This window comes from Pseudomonas sp. B22(2017) (assembly GCF_002113105.1).
GTDB lineage: Bacteria > Pseudomonadota > Gammaproteobacteria > Pseudomonadales > Pseudomonadaceae > Aquipseudomonas > Aquipseudomonas asiatica.
In genome coordinates, this window is record NZ_NEJN01000012.1 from 29,886 (window position 1) to 47,720 (window position 17,835).

The following is a 17,835-nucleotide window of genomic DNA, read 5'->3' on the forward strand; positions in this document are numbered from 1 at the left end:
GGGCTTACAGGTCTTGAGTACTGCGCAGTACCTGTGGGAGCGGGTTTACCCGCGAAGAGGCCTGGTCAGGCAATGGAAATCTCAGCCCATCTCCACCCGCAGCTGCTCGATCCGCAAGTCCTTCTCCACCCACAACTGGTTCACCCAGCCCTGCACGGTCTGCCTGAACTCAGCATCATTCTCGTAATCCCCCGCCCACAGCATCGGGTCCAGTTCACGCACACGAATGTCGATAATCACCCGGCTGATGCTGCCATTGAGCAAATCCCAGAAACCAGGCGCCTTGTTGCCGGGGTAGACGATGGTCACATCCAGCAAGGCATCCAGTTGCTCGCCCAATGCCGCCAGCACGAACGCCACGCCACCAGCCTTGGGCTTGAGCAGGTAGCGGTACGGCGATTGCTGCTGCTGACGCTTGGCTTCGGTGAAGCGTGTGCCTTCCAGGTAGTTCACCACGGTCACCGGCTGGCGCTTGAACAGTTCACAAGCAGCCTTGGTGATTTCCAGGTCCTTGCCCTTCAGCTCGGGGTGCTTTTCCAGAAACGCCTTGCTGTAGCGCTTCATGAACGGGTAATCCAGCCCCCACCAGGCCAGGCCCAGCAGTGGTACCCAGATCAGCTCCTTCTTCAGGAAGAACTTGAAGAACGGTGTACGGCGGTTGAGGCTCTCGATCAGCGCTGGAATATCGACCCAGGTCTGGTGGTTGCTGACGGCCAGGTACGAAGTGTCCTTGCGCAGGTTCTCGACGCCGCGGATATCCCACTGGGTAGGAATGCACAGGGCAAAGATGGCCTTGTCGATCTCCGACCAGGTCTCGGCCACCCACATCACCGCCCACGAGGCATAGTCACGCCCACGCCCCGGAAGCACCAGTTTGAGCAGGGCGAAGACCAGCAGCGGGCAGATCAACACCAGGGTGTTGAGCAGCAGCAGGGTGGTAGTGAGGATGCCGGTCAGCAGGCGACGCATAAAGAGACTCTTGTTGTAGGAGATAAACGGTTGGCAATGATAAGCAGGGCCGTGCCCTACGCCAAATTTCCAGTGCCCTGCGGCGAGGACAAATGTTTCACATTATGTTGGATAGGCTTGTGACAGCGAACCTATCCTGCCAGTGCAGTCTAAGCACTGACCCTCCTCAAGGAAGCTTGCCTGTGAAACCTCTGCTTGCCCTGTTGTCGTTGTTGGCGCTGCCGGTCATGGCCGCCGAGCCCACAATCTATGGCCGTTACGAGAACATAGCCCTGCCCGAACTGGGCGAAACCCTGAAAGCCAAGATGGATACCGGTGCCTTCACCGCGTCGCTGTCGGCCAAGGATATCGAACTGTTCACCCGTGATGGCGACGAGTGGGTGCGCTTCCGCCTGGCCACCAAGGACTCGGACGGCAAGGTGTACGAGCACAAGGTCTCGCGCATCAGCAAGATCAAGGGCCGTGCCGATGAAGAGGAGGAAGGCGATGCGCCGGAAATCTCCAAGCGCCCGGTGGTTGACCTGGAGCTGTGCCTGGGGGACGTGAAGCGCACCGTCGAGGTCAACCTGGTGGACCGCAGCAGCTTCAACTACCCGCTGCTGGTGGGTTCCAAGGCTTTGCGCGAGTTCAAGGCGGCGGTCAACCCGGCCAAGAAGTTCACTGCTGGCAAGCCAGGCTGCTGATCGCAAGCCACCTGTACCGGCCTCTTCGCGGGCACGCCCGCTCCCACAGGGATGGCGCGTGTCCTTGTGGGCTGCGCGGTACCTGTGGGAGCTGGCTTGCCTGCGATGGGGCGCATAGCGGCCCCACGATCTCAGCGCTGATGCAGAAATCGCCGGGGCCGCTCTGCGGCCCTTTCGCGACACAAGGCCGCTCCTACACAATAGTGCGTCGCCATAGATATCTGCACAGGCCCGGACGCCATGCCCCACATCCTCATCGTCGAAGACGAAGCCGCCATCGCCGACACCTTGGTCTATGCCCTGCAGGCCGACGGCCATAGCACCGAATGGGTAACCCTGGGCAGCGCCGCCCTCGACCAGCAGCGCCAGCGCCCGGCCGACCTGGTCATCCTCGATATCGGCCTGCCCGATATCAGTGGCTTCGAAACCTGCCGTCAGCTGCGCCGCTTCAGCGAAGTACCGGTAATGTTCCTCAGCGCCCGCGACGGCGAAATCGACCGGGTGGTGGGACTGGAAATCGGCGCAGATGACTATGTGGTCAAACCCTTCAGCCCGCGTGAAGTGGCGGCGCGAGTACGGGCGATCCTCAAGCGCATGGGCCCCAGGGTCGAGCCAGCTGTCGAGACCACGCTGTTCCAGCTCGATACCTTGCGCATGCAGATCACCTACCGCGGCCAGCCTCTTCCCCTTACCCGCCACGAATTCCGCCTGTTGCAATCCCTGCTCGAGCAACCGCACCGGGTATTTAGCCGCGAACAGCTGCTGGACGCCGTGGGCGTGGCCTCTGACGTGGGCTACGAGCGCACCATCGACAGCCATATCAAGAGCCTGCGCGCCAAGCTGCGCCAGGTGGCCAGCGACGCCGAACCGATCCAGACCCACCGTGGCCTCGGCTACAGCTACAGCCCGGACCATGCCTGATGCGCCTGGGCATCCGGATCTTCCTGGTGTACTTCCTGTTCGTCGGGCTGGCGGGCTACTTTCTGCTCAACACGGTGCGTGAACAGATCCGTCCGGTAGTGCGACAGTCCTCGGAAGAAACGCTGGTGGACACCGCCAACCTGCTGGCCGAGATCCTGCACGATGACGTCAAGGCCGGCACCCTGAACCAGAGCCGCTTGCCCGAAGTGCTCAAGGCCTACGGCTCGCGCAGCCCGGGTGCGCAGATCTGGGGGCTGGCCAAGAACCAGGTCAGCCACCGCATCTACGTCACCGATGCCAAGGGCACCGTACTGCTGGACTCCAGCGGCGAGGACCTGGGCAAGGACTACTCGAAGTGGAATGACGTGTACCTGACCCTACGTGGCCAGTATGGCGCCCGTTCCACCCGCAGCGACCCCGAAGATGAAAGCACCTCGGTGATGCATGTAGGCGCGCCGATCATCGACGATGGCAAGATCATCGGCGTGGTCACCGTGGCCAAGCCCAACAGCTCGCTGCAACCGTACATCGACCGCTCAGAACGGCGCTTGCTCACCTTGGGGCTGGGGCTGATCGGCCTGGGCCTGCTGATCGGTGCCGCGTTGTCGTGGTGGCTGGCGCGCTCGCTGCGCCGGCTGGCCCGCTACGCTCAGGCGGTCAGCGAGGGCGAGCGCGCCGCCCTGCCGCATTACAAGGGTGGTGAACTGGCTCACCTGGCCCAGGCGGTCGAGCGCATGCGCACCCAACTGGAAGGCAAGGCTTATGTCGAGCGGTATGTGCATACCCTGACACACGAGCTGAAAAGCCCGCTGGCGGCCATTCGTGGCGCTTCCGAGCTGTTGCAGGGCGATGACATGCCGGCTGACCAGCGGGCGCGCTTTGCCGGCAACATCGAGCGCGAGAGCGAGCGTTTGCAGCAGATGATCGAACGCCTGCTCAACCTGGCCCGGGTCGAGCAGATGCAGGCGCTGGAGGATGAGCAGCAGGTGGCGCTGGCGGCATTGGTGGACGAGTTGCTGTTGGCCCATGCGGCGCGTATCGAAGGTGCCGATCTGCAGGTGCGTCAGCGGGTGCCGGCTGGTTTGCGCCTGTTGTGTGACCCGTTTCTGATGCGCCAGGCGCTGGCCAACCTGCTCGACAACGCGTTGGACTTCACCCCGGAGGGCGGCGCGCTGCTGTTCGACCTGGAGCTCGATGGCGAGCGGGTGGCGCTGAGTGTGTTCAACCAGGGGCAGGCGATACCTGCCTATGCCATTGGGCGGGTGAGCGAGCGGTTCTACTCGCTGCCGCGGCCGGGGAGTGGGCGCAAGAGTACCGGGCTGGGGCTGAATTTCGTGGCCGAGGTGATGCAGCTGCATGGCGGGGCGTTGGCGGTGGATAACGTCGATGGTGGGGTGCGGGTGAGGTTGTGGCTGCCGGTGCGGCGTATCAGCTGACATTGCCGGGGCTGCTGCGCAGCCCATCGCGACACAAGGCCGCTCCTACAAGAGCGCGCGTCCTCCTGTAGGAGCGGCCTTGTGTCGCGATGGGCCGCAAAGCGGCCCCAAAAACACACAATCTCCACACCATCTCCCCGAGGCCTCCACGCAAGGCGCAGACACTGCGCCCACTGCCACAGGAGGCCCCATGAACAAGACCCTCGGTTTCAAACTCGGCATGATCGCCGTATTGATGTTGCTGCTGCTCGTCCCGCTACTGCTGATCAGCGGCCTGATCGGTGAACGCCAGGCCCTGCGCGACACTGTGCTGCGCGATATCGCCCAGAGCGCCAGCTTCGATCAGCAACTCAGCGGCCCGCTGCTGGTGGTGCCCTACCGCAAGTACCAGCGCCGCTGGATCGAAAAGGACGGCGAGCGCACGCAAGAAACCAGCACCATTGCCGGTCACCTGTACTTCCTGCCGGAAACCTTCGACGCCGATCTGGGCGTGGACACCGAACTGCGCGCCCGTGGCATCTACCAGGCCCGGCTGTTCCACGCCAAGGGCCGTATCAGTGGCCGCTTCAAGCTCCCGGAACGCTGGGGCATCGACAAGGATTTCGACGACTACCGCTTCGACAAGCCGTTCCTGGTGGTGGGTATCAGCGATATCCGCGGCATCGAGAACGGCCTTGAGCTGAGCATCGGCGAGCAGAAAGTACCGTTCGAAGCCGGTACCCGGCTCGACTGGATGCGCGGCGGCGTGCACGCCAGCCTGCCGGGGCTGGACGGCCTGCAGGCGCGTGAATTCAGCTACGGTTTCGATCTCGCACTGCAAGGCACCGGCCAGCTGCACGTGGTGCCGGTGGGCCGCACCAGCGCCGTGGACCTGCGCGCCAACTGGCCGCACCCAAGCTTCGTCGGCAACTACCTGCCCAGTCGCCGCGATATCGACGCCCACGGCTTCAGTGCCCACTGGCAGACCTCGTTCTTTGCCACCAACCTCGAAGACGCCCTGCGCCAGTGCGCCACCGCCGGGCAGTGTGCGGACTTCAGCGAGCGCAGCTTCGGTGTCACCTTCGTCGACCCGGTGGACCAGTACCTGAAGAGCGAGCGGGCGATCAAGTACGCCTTGCTGTTCATCGCCCTGACCTTCGCCGGCTTCTTCCTGTTCGAAGTACTGAAGAACCTCAGCGTACACCCGGTGCAGTACATCCTGGTGGGGGTGGCGCTGGCTTTCTTCTACCTGCTGTTGCTGTCGTTGTCCGAGCACATCGGCTTTGGTTTGGCGTATGGGTTGTCAGCTTCGGCGTGTGTGCTGCTGATCGGCTTCTACCTGAGCCATGTGCTGCGCAGCCTGGGGCGTGGGGTGGGCTTTGCGGTGGGGTTGGCGGCGTTGTATGCGCTGCTGTACGGGCTGCTGAGTGCCGAGGACTATGCGCTGTTGATGGGCTCGTTGCTGTGCTTTGGCCTGCTGGGGGTATTCATGGTGCTGACCCGGCGGCTGGATTGGGCCCGGGTGGGGAGGGTGGCATGAGGGAGGACAGAGAGATCGGGCGGTGGTTGGCCCTCAGGATCGGGCAGTTGTTTCCTGTGATACCGAGGTGAGGCATTCGCAGCACAAGGCTGCTCCTACAGGGGAGCAGCCTTGTGCTGCGAATGGGCCTGTCAGGCTGCCGGTGCTGTTGCCACCATCGACGGCCGCTTGGCCACCTCGGCATACCACGCAGCCAAGCCAGGCTGGTGCTCACGCCAGCCAAACTCGGGCTGGCGCAAATCCAGATACCCCAGCGCACAGGCCACGCCAATCGCTGCCAGGTCGAACCCGGACATCAACTCGGGCAAATGCTCCTGCTCCAGATTGGCCAGGCTACGGCGGATCTTGTCGCCCTGTGCCTGCAGCCAACCATCCCAGCGCTTGTCTACAGGGCGCAGGAAACTCTCGTAGCGGCTCGACACCGCCGCATCCATGATGGCATCGGCCTGCGACACCAGCGTCATGCGCCGCCAGCGTGCCGAGCCTTCGCGCGGCAGCAGCGGCAGGCCGACGTGCTGCAGGTCGAGGTACTCGCAGATCACCCGGCTGTCATGCAGCACGGTGCCGTCTTCCAGGCGCAGGGCCGGGATCTTGCCGATCGGGTTGTCCTGGTTGAGCTGTGGGTCGCCGCTGACCGGGCTGATGTTCACCGGCTGCAGCTGCACGCGTTCAAGTTGGCCGGTCTCGTGCAACACCACCATGACCTTGCGCACGAAAGGCGACAACGGCGAGTGGAACAGAGTCATCGTGCTCATACTTCAGTTACCCTGCAGGCTCGGTGGCAGGCACACGCCGGTACCGCCGATACCGCAGTAGCCGTCCGGGTTCTTGGCCAGGTACTGCTGGTGGTAGGCCTCGGCGAAGTACACGGTCGGTGCCTGGTCGATTTCGGTGGTGATCTCACCGAAGCCGGCCTTGCTCAGTTCGGCCTGGAAGGCGTCGCGGCTGGCCTTGGCCTGTTCCAGCTGTTCAGGGCTGGTGCAGTAGATGGCCGAGCGGTACTGGGTGCCGATGTCGTTGCCCTGGCGCATGCCCTGGGTCGGGTTGTGCAGCTCCCAGAACATCGCCAGCAGCTCGCGGTAGCTGACTCTGTCCTTGTCGAACACCACCAGCACCACTTCGGTGTGGCCGGTCAGGCCCGAGCACACTTCCTCGTAGGTGGGGTGGGGGGTGAAGCCGCCTGCGTAGCCGACCACGGTGCTGACTACGCCTTCACGTTGCCAGAAGCGACGCTCGGCGCCCCAGAAGCAACCGAGGCCGAAGATGGCGAAGTCGATGGCGCCTTCGAAGAAAGGGCCGAGCAGCGGCGTGTCTTTGAACACGTAGTGGAACTCGGGCAGGCTCATTGGCGTTTCACGGCCAGGCAGGGCCTGTTCCGCGGTTGGCATGACGTTTTTGTTCACCAGGATTTCCGAACGCAGGACCATGGCCGTTCCTCTGTGTTTATTCAGTTGGATAGGTGGTGGGGCCATCGCCGGCAAGCCAGCTCCCACAGGGATATCACAGATTTTGAGATATGAGCGGTCCCTGTGGGAGCTGGCTTGCCGGCGATAGGGCCCGTATGGGCTCTATAGTGCCCGAGGTTTGCGCGGCTGTCAGGCCACTGGGCCACGCGGATAGCGCTTCAGCCGTTCAGCCAGCTCGCGCCCCGGAATCGGCCGGTCGAACAGGTAGCCCTGGCCCACGTCGCAGCGGTGCCGGCGCAGGAACGCCAGCTGCTCCGGCGTCTCGATACCCTCGGCCACCACCTTCAGCTTGAGGTTGTGAGCCATGGCTACCACCGCCGAGGTGATTTCCATGTCGTCCTGGTTGTCCGGGATCTCGTTGATGAAGCTGCGGTCGATCTTGAGGATGTCGATCGGAAACTTCTTCAGGTAGCTCAGCGACGAATAACCGGTGCCGAAATCGTCCATGGCCAGGGTCAGGCCCAGGGCCTTCAGTTCATCCAGCTGGCGGTGGGTATCTTCGGTGGCTTCCAGCAGCAGGCCTTCGGTCAGCTCCAGCTCCAGCAGGTGCGGGGGCAGGGCTTCTTCCTCGAGGATCGTGCTGATCGATGCCACCAGGTCCGGGTCGGAGAACTGCTTGGGGGACAGGTTGATGGCCACATGCAGGTTGCCCATGCCGGCTTCGCGCAGTTGCTGGCTCATGCGGCACGACTGGCGCACCACCCATTTGCCGATGGGGATGATCAGGCCGGTTTCTTCCGCCACGCTGATGAACTGGTCCGGGCGGATCATCCCGCGCTCAGGGTGGTTCCAGCGCAGCAGCGCTTCCAGCCCCAACAGGCGGCCGCTGCGCAGGCACAGCTTGGGCTGGTAGAACACCTCCAGCTCGTTCTGGGTCAGGGCACGACGGAGGTTGTTCTCGACGAACAGCTTGTAGCTGGCTTCGGCATTGAGCACTTCGGTAAACACCTGCACCTGATGCTTGCCGTTGGCCTTGGCCTTGTGCAGCGCCAGGCCGGCGTTCTTCATCAGGCTGGCCGGGTCGGCGCCATGCAGTGGCGCGCAGGCCAGGCCCACCGAGGCGGTGACGTTGATCAGCTGGTTGTCGACGAACATCGGTTTGTCGAGGGTGCGCAGCAATTGCTGGGCGACCCCCTGGCCATCTTCAAGGCTTGTATCGTCGAGCAGTACCGCGAACTCGTTACTGGCAAAGCGCGCCAGGATACCGCCCGAGTGCAGGCTGTTGCGCAGGCGCCGGGCCAGGCTGATCAGCAGCTTGTCGCCGGTCTGGTGGCCGAGGCTGTCGTTGATGCGCTTGAAGTTGTCGATGTCCACCAGCAGCAGGCACATCGAGTATTCGCCATCACGGGCAAAGCGCTCGTCCAGGCTGCGAATGAACGCCGGGCGGTTGCCCAGGTTGGTCAGGTTGTCGGTGTAGGCCAGGCGCTCGATGCGCTGCTGGGCCAGCTTGGTCTGGGTGACGTCTTCGTAGATGCCGATGTAGTGGGTCAGCTCACGGTTGTCGCCATATACCTTGGAAATCGAAAGCTGGCCCCAGTAGGGTTCGAGGTTCTTGCGCCGGCTCTTGAACTCGCCCTGCCAGCTGTTGCCCATGGCCAGGCTCGACGGCGAGTCGAACAGCAGCTCGCTCAGGTTCTCCAGCGCTGGCAGCTCGGCCAGGTGGCGGCCTTGCACTTCTTCGGTGCTGTACTGGGTGATGGCAGTAAAGCTGGGGTTGACGTATTCCACCACACCGTCGCGGTTGACCAGCAGGAAGGCGCTGGCGCTTTGCTCGACTGCGCGCTGGAACAGGTGCAGGGCGCTGGCGGCGGTGCGCCGGTTGTGGTTGGTGATGACCTGGGCGAACTGGTCGGCCAGTTCGCCGGCAAAAGCGATTTCGTCCGACTGCCAGGCCCGTGTCTGGCCGGTCTGTTCCAGGCACAGCACGCCGACGACCTGGCCATCGACACGGATACTGGCATCGAGCATGGCCTTGTTATCCGGGCACAGGCTTTGCGTCAGGGCGCGGGTCCGCGGGTCGTGGCTGGCATTGTGGGCGTCGATGGCGCGGCTGGCGTGCAACGCGTCAAGGTAGTCGGGGAAGCGGCTGGCATCGATGGCATTGGGCTGGCGGTGTTCTTGCGTGTCCCGGTACCAGGCGATGATCGGCTCCAGGCGCTGGTCTTCAAGGTGCCAGATACTCGCAATATCGACCTTGTAGATTTCGCAGGCGCTCTGGGTAATCAGCTGGGCGGCTTCCCGCAGAGAGTTGCCTGCGCTGTAGCGCTGGCGGGCCAGGCGCAGGATCAGGTCTTGCTGGCCACGTACCCGCTCCAGGTGCTCGAGTTGTTCCTGCTGCGCGCGCTGGTTCAGTTGCAGTGCCAGTTGCAGGCGGTTGTTGCGCGATTCCAGGTCGCTGGCACCGGCCTCGCTGGTATCTTCGGCGAGGTCGTCGAGCACGCTCAGGTAGCCGCGCAACAGATGGCGGTTGTGCTGCTTGTAGGCTTCCCCAGCCTCCAGCAGGCGTAGCGAAGCAGTTGGCGTGTGCAAGGTGTAGCGCACGCGGTAGTACCCGCGCTGGGCCAGTTGCAGCTGGATCTCGTCGTGTAGCCGGTAGCGGGCCTCGGGTTCCATCAGGCTGGCATAGGGTGCGTCTACCAGGGCGCAGAGGTCGCCAGCGTGCAGGCCGAACTGGCGCTCGCAGGCCGGGTCGAGGTAGAGCATGGCCCAAGTGGCTTCGTTGAGCCTTTCGAAGCGCAGCATGCCGAGCCGCGAGGGCACGGGTAACTGCGTGACGACCTCGGCCGCCACACGGCTGGCGGCATCGGGTTGGCTTTTCATCGAAGACTCGCTTGAAGAGGAAACGCGGCCTTTGGGGGCGGCAGGTCTGGCAAGGTTGCATCATGTCCCGGGGGCTGGCAAGCAGCCATGCGTGATGCTGTGGACGGGTTATCGGCTGGTGGGTGGGAATCTGTAGTCTGGCTGATATTTCCGGGGCCGCTTTGCGGCCCCAATGTGCCTTATGCGAGGCAAAAAAAAGCCCCGCCAATCGACGGGGTTGAGGTACGAGCGTGGCAGCTCGAAAAGCATACTGCCCCTCGCAGGGAGGGGCAGCGGGCTGCCTTACAGCAGCATGGTGCGGATATCGCCCAGCACGTCGCCCAGGCGCTTGGTGAAGCGCGCGGCGGCAGCGCCGTTGATCACACGGTGATCGTAGGACAGCGACAGCGGCAGCATCAGCTTCGGCTGGAAGGCCTTGCCATCCCAGACTGGCTGCATGGTCGCCTTGGAGACGCCCAGGATCGCCACTTCCGGCGCGTTGACGATCGGCGTGAAGCCGGTGCCGCCAATGTGGCCGAGGCTGGAGATGGTGAAGCAGGCGCCTTGCATCTCGTCGGCCGACAGCTTCTTGGTGCGGGCTTTCTCGGCCAGCGCAGCCGCTTCGGCAGCCAGTTGCAGCAGGCTCTTCTGGTCGACGTTCTTGATCACAGGGACCAGCAGGCCGTCCGGGGTGTCCACGGCAAAGCCGATGTGCACGTACTTCTTGCGGATGATGGCCTTGCCGCTTGGCGCCAGCGAGCTGTTGAAGTCTGGCAGTTCCTTGAGCAGGAAGGCGCAGGCCTTGAGCAGCAGGGGCAGCACGGTCAGCTTAACGCCAGCCTTCTCGGCCACGGCCTTCTGCGCAACGCGGAAGGCTTCCAGCTCGGTGATGTCGGCGGAGTCGAACTGGGTCACGTGCGGCACGTTCAGCCAGCTGCGGTGCAGGTTGGCAGCACCGACCTGCATCAGGCGGGTCAGGGCCACTTCTTCCACTTCACCGAACTTGCTGAAGTCCACGGCAGGGATTGGCGGGATGCCGGCGCCACCGGTTGCGCCGGCGGCTGCCGGTGCCTCCTTGGCCTTCTGCATCATCGCCTTGACGTAGACCTGCACGTCTTCTTTCAGGATGCGGCCGTGCGGACCGGTCGCGGCAACCGCGCCCAGGTCGACGCCGAATTCACGGGCCAGCTGACGAACCGCCGGGCCTGCGTGAACCTTGGCGTTGCTACCGGCAGCCGGTGCGGTAGCAACCGGTGCAGGGGCAGCAGCCGGGGCTGCAGCGGCAGGTGCGGCGGCCGGAGCCGCTTCAGCCTTGACCGGGGCAGCAGCGGCAGGTGCCGGAGCAGCAGCCGGGGCAGCGCCCGCGACTTTCAGCTTGAAGATCAGGTCGCCAGTGCCGACTTCGTCTTCCAGCTTGCACAGGACTTCTTCGACCACGCCGGCAGCCGGCGACGGGATTTCCATGGAGGCCTTGTCGGACTCCAGGGTAATCAGCGACTGGTCGGCTTCGACGGTGTCGCCGACCTTGACCAGCACTTCGATGATCTTGGCCTTGCCCGACGAACCGATGTCCGGCACGTGGATGTCCTGCAAGCTGGCGGCAGCCGGGGCTGCTGCCGGAGCTGGGGCAGGGGCGGCTTCGGCGGCCGGAGCCGGCGCAGCAGCCTGGGCCGGAGCGGCGGCCGGAGCCTCAGGGGCCGCTGCAGCGGCGCCCTCGGCTTCCAGGACCAGCAGCTCGTCGCCTTCTTTCAGGCGGTCGCCCAGCTTGACCTTCAGTTCCTTGATGACGCCGGCTTTCGGGGCCGGGATCTCCATGGAGGCCTTGTCGGACTCCAGGGTCAGCAGGCTCTGGTCAGCCTCGATACGATCACCGACCTTGACGAACAGCTCGATGATTTCACCTTCACCGCTGCCGATGTCAGGTACGCGAATGAGTTCGCTCACTTAAAAATACTCCTCAGCAGTCCAGTGGGTTGCGCTTGTCCGGGTCGATACCGAACTTGACGATAGCGTCTGCAACAACCTTTGGTTCGATCTCGCCGCGGTCAGCCAGGGCTTCCAGGGCAGCCAGCACCACGAAGTGGCGGTCGACTTCGAAGAAGTGACGCAGCTTCTTGCGGCTGTCGCTGCGACCGTAACCGTCGGTACCCAGGACCTTGAACTCTTTGCTCGGTACCCACTGGCGAATCTGCTCGGCGAACAGCTTCATGTAGTCGGTGGAGGCGATGACCGGGCCCTTGCGACCGTTCAGGCACTGCTCGACATAGGTCTGCTGTGGCTTCTGGCCAGGCTTCAGGCGGTTGGCGCGTTCCACGGCCAGGCCGTCGCGACGCAGTTCGTTGAAGCTGGTGACGCTCCACACGTCGGCACCGACGTTGAACTCTTCACGCAGGATCTTCGCTGCTTCGCGGACTTCGCGCAGGATGGTGCCGGAGCCCATCAGCTGCACGTGGTGCGCGGCTTCGCGGGTGTCTTCTTCCAGCAGGTACATGCCCTTGATGATGCCTTCCTCGACACCGGCCGGCATGGCTGGCTGCTGGTAGGATTCGTTCATCACGGTGATGTAGTAGAAGATGTCCTGTTGCTCTTCGGTCATCTTCTTCATGCCGTCCTGGATGATCACCGCCAGCTCGTAGCCGTAGGTTGGATCATAGGTGCGGCAGTTCGGGATGGTGCCCGCCATCATGTGGCTGTGACCGTCTTCGTGCTGCAGGCCTTCACCGTTGAGGGTGGTACGGCCGGCAGTACCGCCGATCAGGAAGCCACGGGTGCGGCTGTCGCCAGCGGCCCAGGCCAGGTCGCCAATACGCTGGAAGCCGAACATCGAGTAGAAGATGTAGAACGGCAGCATCGGCTGGTTGTGGCAGCTGTACGAGGTACCGGCAGCGATGAACGACGACATGGCGCCGGCTTCGTTGATGCCTTCCTCGAGGATCTGGCCCTTCTTGTCTTCGCGGTAGAACATCACCTGGTCTTTATCGACTGGCTCGTAGAGCTGGCCGACCGACGAGTAGATGCCCAGCTGGCGGAACATGCCTTCCATACCAAAGGTACGGGCTTCGTCCGGGATGATCGGGACGATGCGCTGGCCGATTTCCTTGTCCTTGACCAGCTGCGCCAGAATACGCACGAAGGCCATGGTGGTGGAGATTTCGCGGTCACCCGAGCCGTCCAGGATCGCTTTCAGCGTTTCCAGTGGCGGGGTCGGTACGCTGAAGCTCTTGGCGCGGCGCTGTGGCACGAAACCGCCCAGGGCAGCACGGCGCTCGGCCAGGTACTTGGCTTCGGCAGAACCTTCTTCCGGCTTGAAGAACGGCAGGTTCTCCAGGTCGGCATCCTTGACCGGGATGTCGAAGCGGTCACGGAAGTGACGCAGGCTGTCGACGTCGACCTTCTTGGTGTTGTGCGCGGTGTTCTTGGCTTCGCCGGCACCGGTACCGTAACCCTTGATGGTCTTGGCCAGGATGACGGTAGGCTGGTCCTTGTGGTTGACCGCCTGGTGGTACGCCGCGTAGACCTTGTACGGGTCGTGGCCGCCACGGTTGAGCTTCCAGATCTCTTCGTCGGACAGGTCTTCGACCATGGCCTTGAGCTCTGGGGTGTTGAAGAAGTTCTCACGAACGTACGCGCCGTCTTTGGCTTTGTAGTTCTGGTACTCGCCGTCGATGACTTCGTCCATGCGGCGCTGCAGGGCACCGTTGGTGTCCTTGGCGAACAGTGGGTCCCAGAAGCGGCCCCACACGACCTTGTTGACGTTCCAGCCACCGCCACGGAACACGCCTTCGAGTTCCTGGATGATCTTGCCGTTGCCGCGAACCGGGCCGTCGAGGCGCTGCAGGTTGCAGTTGATGACGAAGATCAGGTTGTCCAGCTTCTCGCGGCCGGCCAGGGCGATTGCGCCCAGGGATTCCGGCTCGTCGCACTCGCCATCGCCCATGAAGCACCAGACCTTCTGCTTGCCGGCCGGGATGAAGCCACGGGCTTCCAGGTACTTCATGAAACGTGCCTGGTAGATGGCCTGGATCGGGCCCAGACCCATCGAAACGGTCGGGAACTGCCAGAAGTCAGGCATCAGCCATGGGTGCGGGTACGAAGACAGGCCGTTGCCGTCCACTTCCTGACGGAAGTTGTTCATCTGGTCTTCGCTGATGCGGCCTTCCATGAACGCACGGGCGTAGATGCCTGGCGAAGCATGGCCCTGGAAGAAGATCAGGTCGCCGCCGTGTTCTTCGGTCGGGGCCTGGAAGAAGTAGTTGAAGCCGATGTCGTACAGGGTGGCGCTGGAGGCGAAGCTGGAGATGTGTCCGCCCAGGTCCGAGTCTTTCAGGTTGGTACGCATGACCATGGCCAGGGCGTTCCAACGCACCATCGAGCGAATGCGGCGTTCCATGAACAGGTCGCCAGGCATGCGTGCTTCGTGGGTGACAGGGATGGTGTTGCGGTATGGCGTGGTGATCGCATACGGCAGCTGGGAGCCACTACGGGTGGCCAGCTCTCCCATACGGGTCATCAGGTAATGAGCGCGGTCTTCGCCTTCTTTGTCGAGGACCGACTCCAGGGCATCCAGCCATTCCTGGGTTTCGATTGGATCGAGGTCTTGCATGGCTTGCTCCAGGGCGGAAAGGCAACCAGAATCGATTGCCTGAGATTGCGACTGGCCTTATGGGCAGACGTCGTGAATTCTTGGATTACCGGGGTGTCCTCCGGCGCCGTGTAGTTTTACTACATTTGCTTTCGCATTTCATGCTTTTACACGACACGAGTAGTAGTAAAACTACATTTGTGCGACGTTTCGTCGCATGTTGGCTTGTGAGGAAAAACGTTCATGTTGGTTGGCATTGTGTCGCGAACGGGTAATTCTTGATGTTTGTTGCCATTTTTTCGCTTCTTTCAGCTATTTCCAACTTTTGTACGACAGTCCAACCGTGGTCCGGCTTCCCCTTTGCCGCTTCTTCCCCTCTATTTCACGCCGATCAAGGATAGACCATGCGCCTACCTTTGCCGTCCGATCTGCCCGCTACCCTGCAGCCGCTGGTCGCGCGCAACCAGCAATTCATCAGCGATGCGGTGGCTACCCACCCGGAACTCGACCTCCAGGCCTGGAGCCCGCTGCACCGGCAACAGTTCGACCAGGTAGCCGCCGCCAGCGACTTCGTGCTCGGCCTGGTCCGGCGCGAGCCGGCCATGCTGTTCGGCCTGCTGGCCAGTGGCGAGCTGGATCGGCGTTACGCCGCGGGTGAACTGCGCGGGCACATCGCTGCAGCCGCCCAGGCGGCGCAGAGCGAGGACGAGCTGGCGCGCAACCTGCGCCGCGAGCGCAACCGCCAACAGCTGCGCATCATCTGGCGCGACATCACCCGCCAGGCCGCGCTGGGCGAAACCTGCCGCGACCTGTCCGACCTGGCCGACGCCGCCATCGACGAAGCCTACCAATGGCTGTACCCGCGCCACTGCCAGCAGTTCGGCACGCCTGTCGGCAACCGCAGCGGCCAGCCGCAGCACATGGTGGTGCTGGGCATGGGCAAGCTGGGTGCAGTGGAGCTGAACCTGTCGTCGGACATCGACCTTATCTTCGCCTTCCCCGAAGGCGGTGAAACCGAGGGGGTGAAGCGCTCGCTGGACAACCAGGAGTTCTTCACCCGCCTGGGCCAGCGCCTGATCAAGGCGCTGGACCCGGTCACCGTCGACGGTTTCGTGTTCCGCGTCGACATGCGCCTGCGCCCGTATGGTTCGGCCGGCGCGCTGGTGCTCAGCTTCAATGCCCTGGAGCAGTACTACCAGGACCAGGGCCGTGACTGGGAACGCTACGCGATGATCAAGGCGCGGGTTGTGGCCGGCGACCAGGCGACCGGGGCACAGTTGCAGGAGATGCTGCGGCCGTTCGTGTACCGCCGCTACCTGGACTTTTCCGCGATCGAAGCGCTGCGCACCATGAAGCAGCTGATCCAGCAGGAAGTGCGGCGCAAGGGCATGGCCGACAACATCAAGCTGGGTGCCGGTGGCATTCGCGAGGTGGAATTCATCGCCCAGGCCTTCCAGCTGATCCACGGCGGGCGCGACCTCAGCCTGCAACAGCGGCCACTGCTGAAAGTGCTGGCCACCCTCGAGGGCCAGGGCTACCTGCCGCCAGCCGTGGTCGCCGAGTTGCGCGAGGGTTATGAGTTCCTGCGCTATACCGAACACGCCATCCAGGCCATCGCCGACCGCCAGACGCAGATGCTGCCGGACAGCGAGACCGATAAGGCGCGGGTGGCCTACATGCTTGGCTATGCCGACTGGCAAAGCTTCCATGACCAGCTGACGCACTGGCGTAGCCGTATTGACTGGCACTTCCGCCAAGTGATCGCCGACCCGGATGATGAAGACGGCGAGGGCGAGCTGGTGGTGGGGGGGGAATGGTCACCGCTGTGGGAGCAGGCACAGGATGAAGATGCGGCTGGCCGTCAGCTGCAAGAGGCCGGTTTCCAGCAGCCTGCCGAAGCCCTGCGGCGCCTGGCCGCGCTGCGCTCCAGCCCGCAGTTGCGTTCGATGCAGCGGATTGGCCGTGAGCGCCTGGACGCCTTTATCCCACGGTTGCTGGCCCAGGCTGTGGAACATGACAACCCCGACCTGGTGCTCGAGCGCGTGCTGCCGCTGGTCGAGGCCGTGGCACGCCGTTCTGCCTACCTGGTGCTGCTCACCGAAAACCCCGGGGCCTTGCGCCGCTTGCTGACACTGTGCGCCGCCAGCCCGTGGATTGCCGAGCAGATTGCCCGCTACCCGCTGCTGCTCGACGAGCTACTTAACGAAGGCCGCCTGTTCAGCCCGCCACTGGCGCCGGAGCTGGCCAGCGAACTGCGCGAACGCCTGACACGCATTCCCGAGGACGACCTGGAACAGCAAATGGAGGCGCTGCGCCACTTCAAGCTGGCCCACAGCCTGCGCGTGGCCGCTTCGGAAATCAGCGGCAACCTGCCGCTGATGAAAGTCAGCGACTACCTGACCTGGCTGGCCGAGGCCATCCTCGACCAGGTACTGGCCCTGGCCTGGCGCCAGACCGTGGCCCGCCACGGCCAGCCCAAGCGCAGCGACGGCAGCCTGTGCGACCCGGGCTTCATCATCATCGGCTACGGCAAGGTAGGTGGCCTGGAGCTGGGTCACGGATCGGACCTGGACCTGGTATTCATCCATGACGGCGACCCGCAGGCGGAAACCGACGGCGCCAAGCCGATTGACAGTGCGCAGTTCTTCACGCGCCTCGGCCAGCGCATCATTCACCTGCTGACCACCCAGACCAACTCGGGCCAGCTGTATGACGTGGACATGCGCCTGCGCCCGTCGGGTGCCTCGGGCCTGCTGGTGAGCTCGCTGGGAGCGTTCGAGCGCTACCAGCAGAACGAGGCCTGGACCTGGGAGCACCAGGCCCTGGTGCGGGCCCGGGTGCTGGTGGGCTGCAAGCAGGTGGGCACGGCGTTCGAAGGCGTGCGCGCCAAGGTGTTGGGCCAGGCCCGCGACCTGGAAAAACTGCGCAGCGAAGTGAGCGAAATGCGCGCCAAGATGCGCGACAACCTCGGCACCAAGGCCACCGCTGCCGGTACCGCGGCCAACGCCTTCGAGGCCGGTGTGCCGTTCGATATCAAGCAGGATGCCGGCGGTATCGTCGATATCGAATTTATGGTGCAATACGCCGCTTTGGCCTGGTCCCACGACCACCCGGCCATACTCCGATGGACCGATAACATCCGCATTCTGGAAGAGCTGGAGCAGGCGGGTTTGATGCCGGCCAGTGACGCGGTGCTGTTGCGTGAAGTGTACAAGGCGTTCCGCTCGGCCTCGCACCGCCAGGCCCTGCAGAAGCAGGCCGGGGTTATCGATGCGGCGCAGTTTGCCGATGAACGCCGTGAGGTGCGGCGGATCTGGGGTGAATTGGGTTTGACTTGAGATTGCTGGGGCCGCTTTGCGGCCCATCGCGACACAAGGCCGCTCCTACAGGAGATCGCATTCCCTTGTAGGAGCGGCCTTGTGTCGCGATGGGCTGCAAAGCAGCCCCAAAGGCTCATGCC

General features: G+C 63.6%; 11 protein-coding genes. 5 read left to right on the forward strand and 6 right to left on the reverse strand.

Annotated features, from left to right (window positions below):
• Nucleotides 1-81: 81 nt before the first annotated feature.
• Nucleotides 82-969, reverse strand: a complete 888-nt coding sequence (locus tag CAG18_RS20985) for an acyltransferase (RefSeq protein WP_039613201.1) — start codon at nt 967-969, stop codon at nt 82-84.
• A gap of 182 nt (nt 970-1,151) precedes the next feature.
• Here CAG18_RS20985 and CAG18_RS20990 point away from each other — a divergent pair, with 182 nt between their 5' ends.
• The 4 genes from CAG18_RS20990 (at nt 1,152) to creD (ending at nt 5,528) form a co-directional block, all read left to right on the forward strand.
• Nucleotides 1,152-1,652 carry an ATP-dependent zinc protease gene (locus CAG18_RS20990; protein ID WP_015268670.1) on the forward strand — a complete coding sequence of 167 codons (501 nt, stop codon included), beginning with the start codon at nt 1,152-1,154 and terminating at the stop codon, nt 1,650-1,652.
• A gap of 240 nt (nt 1,653-1,892) precedes the next feature.
• A complete protein-coding gene (gene creB / locus CAG18_RS20995; RefSeq protein WP_085721465.1) occupies nt 1,893-2,573 on the forward strand; it encodes a two-component system response regulator CreB in 681 nt (226 codons plus the stop codon).
• Nucleotides 2,573-4,009, forward strand: a complete 1,437-nt coding sequence (creC, locus tag CAG18_RS21000) for a two-component system sensor histidine kinase CreC (protein ID WP_085721466.1) — start codon at nt 2,573-2,575, stop codon at nt 4,007-4,009. The genes creB and creC overlap by 1 nt, the downstream gene beginning before the upstream one ends.
• A 190-nt stretch (nt 4,010-4,199) precedes the next feature.
• Nucleotides 4,200-5,528 carry a cell envelope integrity protein CreD gene (gene creD, locus CAG18_RS21005; protein ID WP_085721467.1) on the forward strand — a complete coding sequence of 443 codons (1,329 nt, stop codon included), beginning with the start codon at nt 4,200-4,202 and terminating at the stop codon, nt 5,526-5,528.
• A 131-nt stretch (nt 5,529-5,659) separates the two neighbouring features.
• Here creD and CAG18_RS21010 read toward each other — a convergent pair whose 3' ends face one another.
• The 5 genes from CAG18_RS21010 to aceE all read right to left on the reverse strand — a co-directional run bounded on the left by CAG18_RS21010 (nt 5,660) and on the right by aceE (nt 14,396).
• Nucleotides 5,660-6,283 (reverse strand): glutathione S-transferase, encoded by a 624-nt coding sequence (locus tag CAG18_RS21010; protein WP_061550870.1) that lies wholly within the window; start codon nt 6,281-6,283, stop codon nt 5,660-5,662.
• Nucleotides 6,284-6,286: 3 nt separating this feature from the next.
• Complete coding sequence (gene msrA, locus CAG18_RS21015; protein ID WP_003257532.1) at nt 6,287-6,955, reverse strand: peptide-methionine (S)-S-oxide reductase MsrA; 669 nt, start codon at nt 6,953-6,955, stop codon at nt 6,287-6,289.
• Between the two features lie 168 nt (nt 6,956-7,123).
• A complete protein-coding gene (locus tag CAG18_RS21020) occupies nt 7,124-9,814 on the reverse strand; it encodes a bifunctional diguanylate cyclase/phosphodiesterase (RefSeq protein WP_085721468.1) in 2,691 nt (896 codons plus the stop codon).
• Between the two features lie 282 nt (nt 9,815-10,096).
• Nucleotides 10,097-11,737: a dihydrolipoyllysine-residue acetyltransferase gene (aceF, locus tag CAG18_RS21025; RefSeq protein ID WP_085721469.1), complete on the reverse strand. Its 1,641-nt coding sequence runs from the start codon at nt 11,735-11,737 to the stop codon at nt 10,097-10,099.
• Nucleotides 11,738-11,750: 13 nt separating this feature from the next.
• The gene (gene aceE / locus CAG18_RS21030; RefSeq protein ID WP_003258640.1) at nt 11,751-14,396 is read right to left on the reverse strand and encodes a pyruvate dehydrogenase (acetyl-transferring), homodimeric type; all 2,646 of its coding nucleotides are present in this window, start codon (nt 14,394-14,396) and stop codon (nt 11,751-11,753) included.
• Between the two features lie 383 nt (nt 14,397-14,779).
• Here aceE and glnE point away from each other — a divergent pair, with 383 nt between their 5' ends.
• Nucleotides 14,780-17,713 (forward strand): bifunctional [glutamate--ammonia ligase]-adenylyl-L-tyrosine phosphorylase/[glutamate--ammonia-ligase] adenylyltransferase, encoded by a 2,934-nt coding sequence (gene glnE / locus CAG18_RS21035; RefSeq protein WP_085721470.1) that lies wholly within the window; start codon nt 14,780-14,782, stop codon nt 17,711-17,713.
• The last annotated feature ends 122 nt before the right edge of the window (nt 17,714-17,835 follow it).

What these genes read in the sequence shown, in the direction of transcription:
- CAG18_RS21010 (WP_061550870.1), bottom strand. Translation starts at nt 6,283, where the DNA reads ATGAGCACGATGACTCTGTTCCACTCGCCGTTGTCGCCTTTCGTGCGC.
- msrA (WP_003257532.1), bottom strand. Translation starts at nt 6,955, where the DNA reads ATGGTCCTGCGTTCGGAAATCCTGGTGAACAAAAACGTCATGCCAACC.
- creB (WP_085721465.1), top strand. Translation starts at nt 1,893, where the DNA reads ATGCCCCACATCCTCATCGTCGAAGACGAAGCCGCCATCGCCGACACC.
- creD (WP_085721467.1), top strand. Translation starts at nt 4,200, where the DNA reads ATGAACAAGACCCTCGGTTTCAAACTCGGCATGATCGCCGTATTGATG.
- CAG18_RS21020 (WP_085721468.1), bottom strand. Translation starts at nt 9,814, where the DNA reads ATGAAAAGCCAACCCGATGCCGCCAGCCGTGTGGCGGCCGAGGTCGTC.
- CAG18_RS20985 (WP_039613201.1), bottom strand. Translation starts at nt 969, where the DNA reads ATGCGTCGCCTGCTGACCGGCATCCTCACTACCACCCTGCTGCTGCTC.
- glnE (WP_085721470.1), top strand. Translation starts at nt 14,780, where the DNA reads ATGCGCCTACCTTTGCCGTCCGATCTGCCCGCTACCCTGCAGCCGCTG.
- aceE (WP_003258640.1), bottom strand. Translation starts at nt 14,396, where the DNA reads ATGCAAGACCTCGATCCAATCGAAACCCAGGAATGGCTGGATGCCCTG.
- creC (WP_085721466.1), top strand. Translation starts at nt 2,573, where the DNA reads ATGCGCCTGGGCATCCGGATCTTCCTGGTGTACTTCCTGTTCGTCGGG.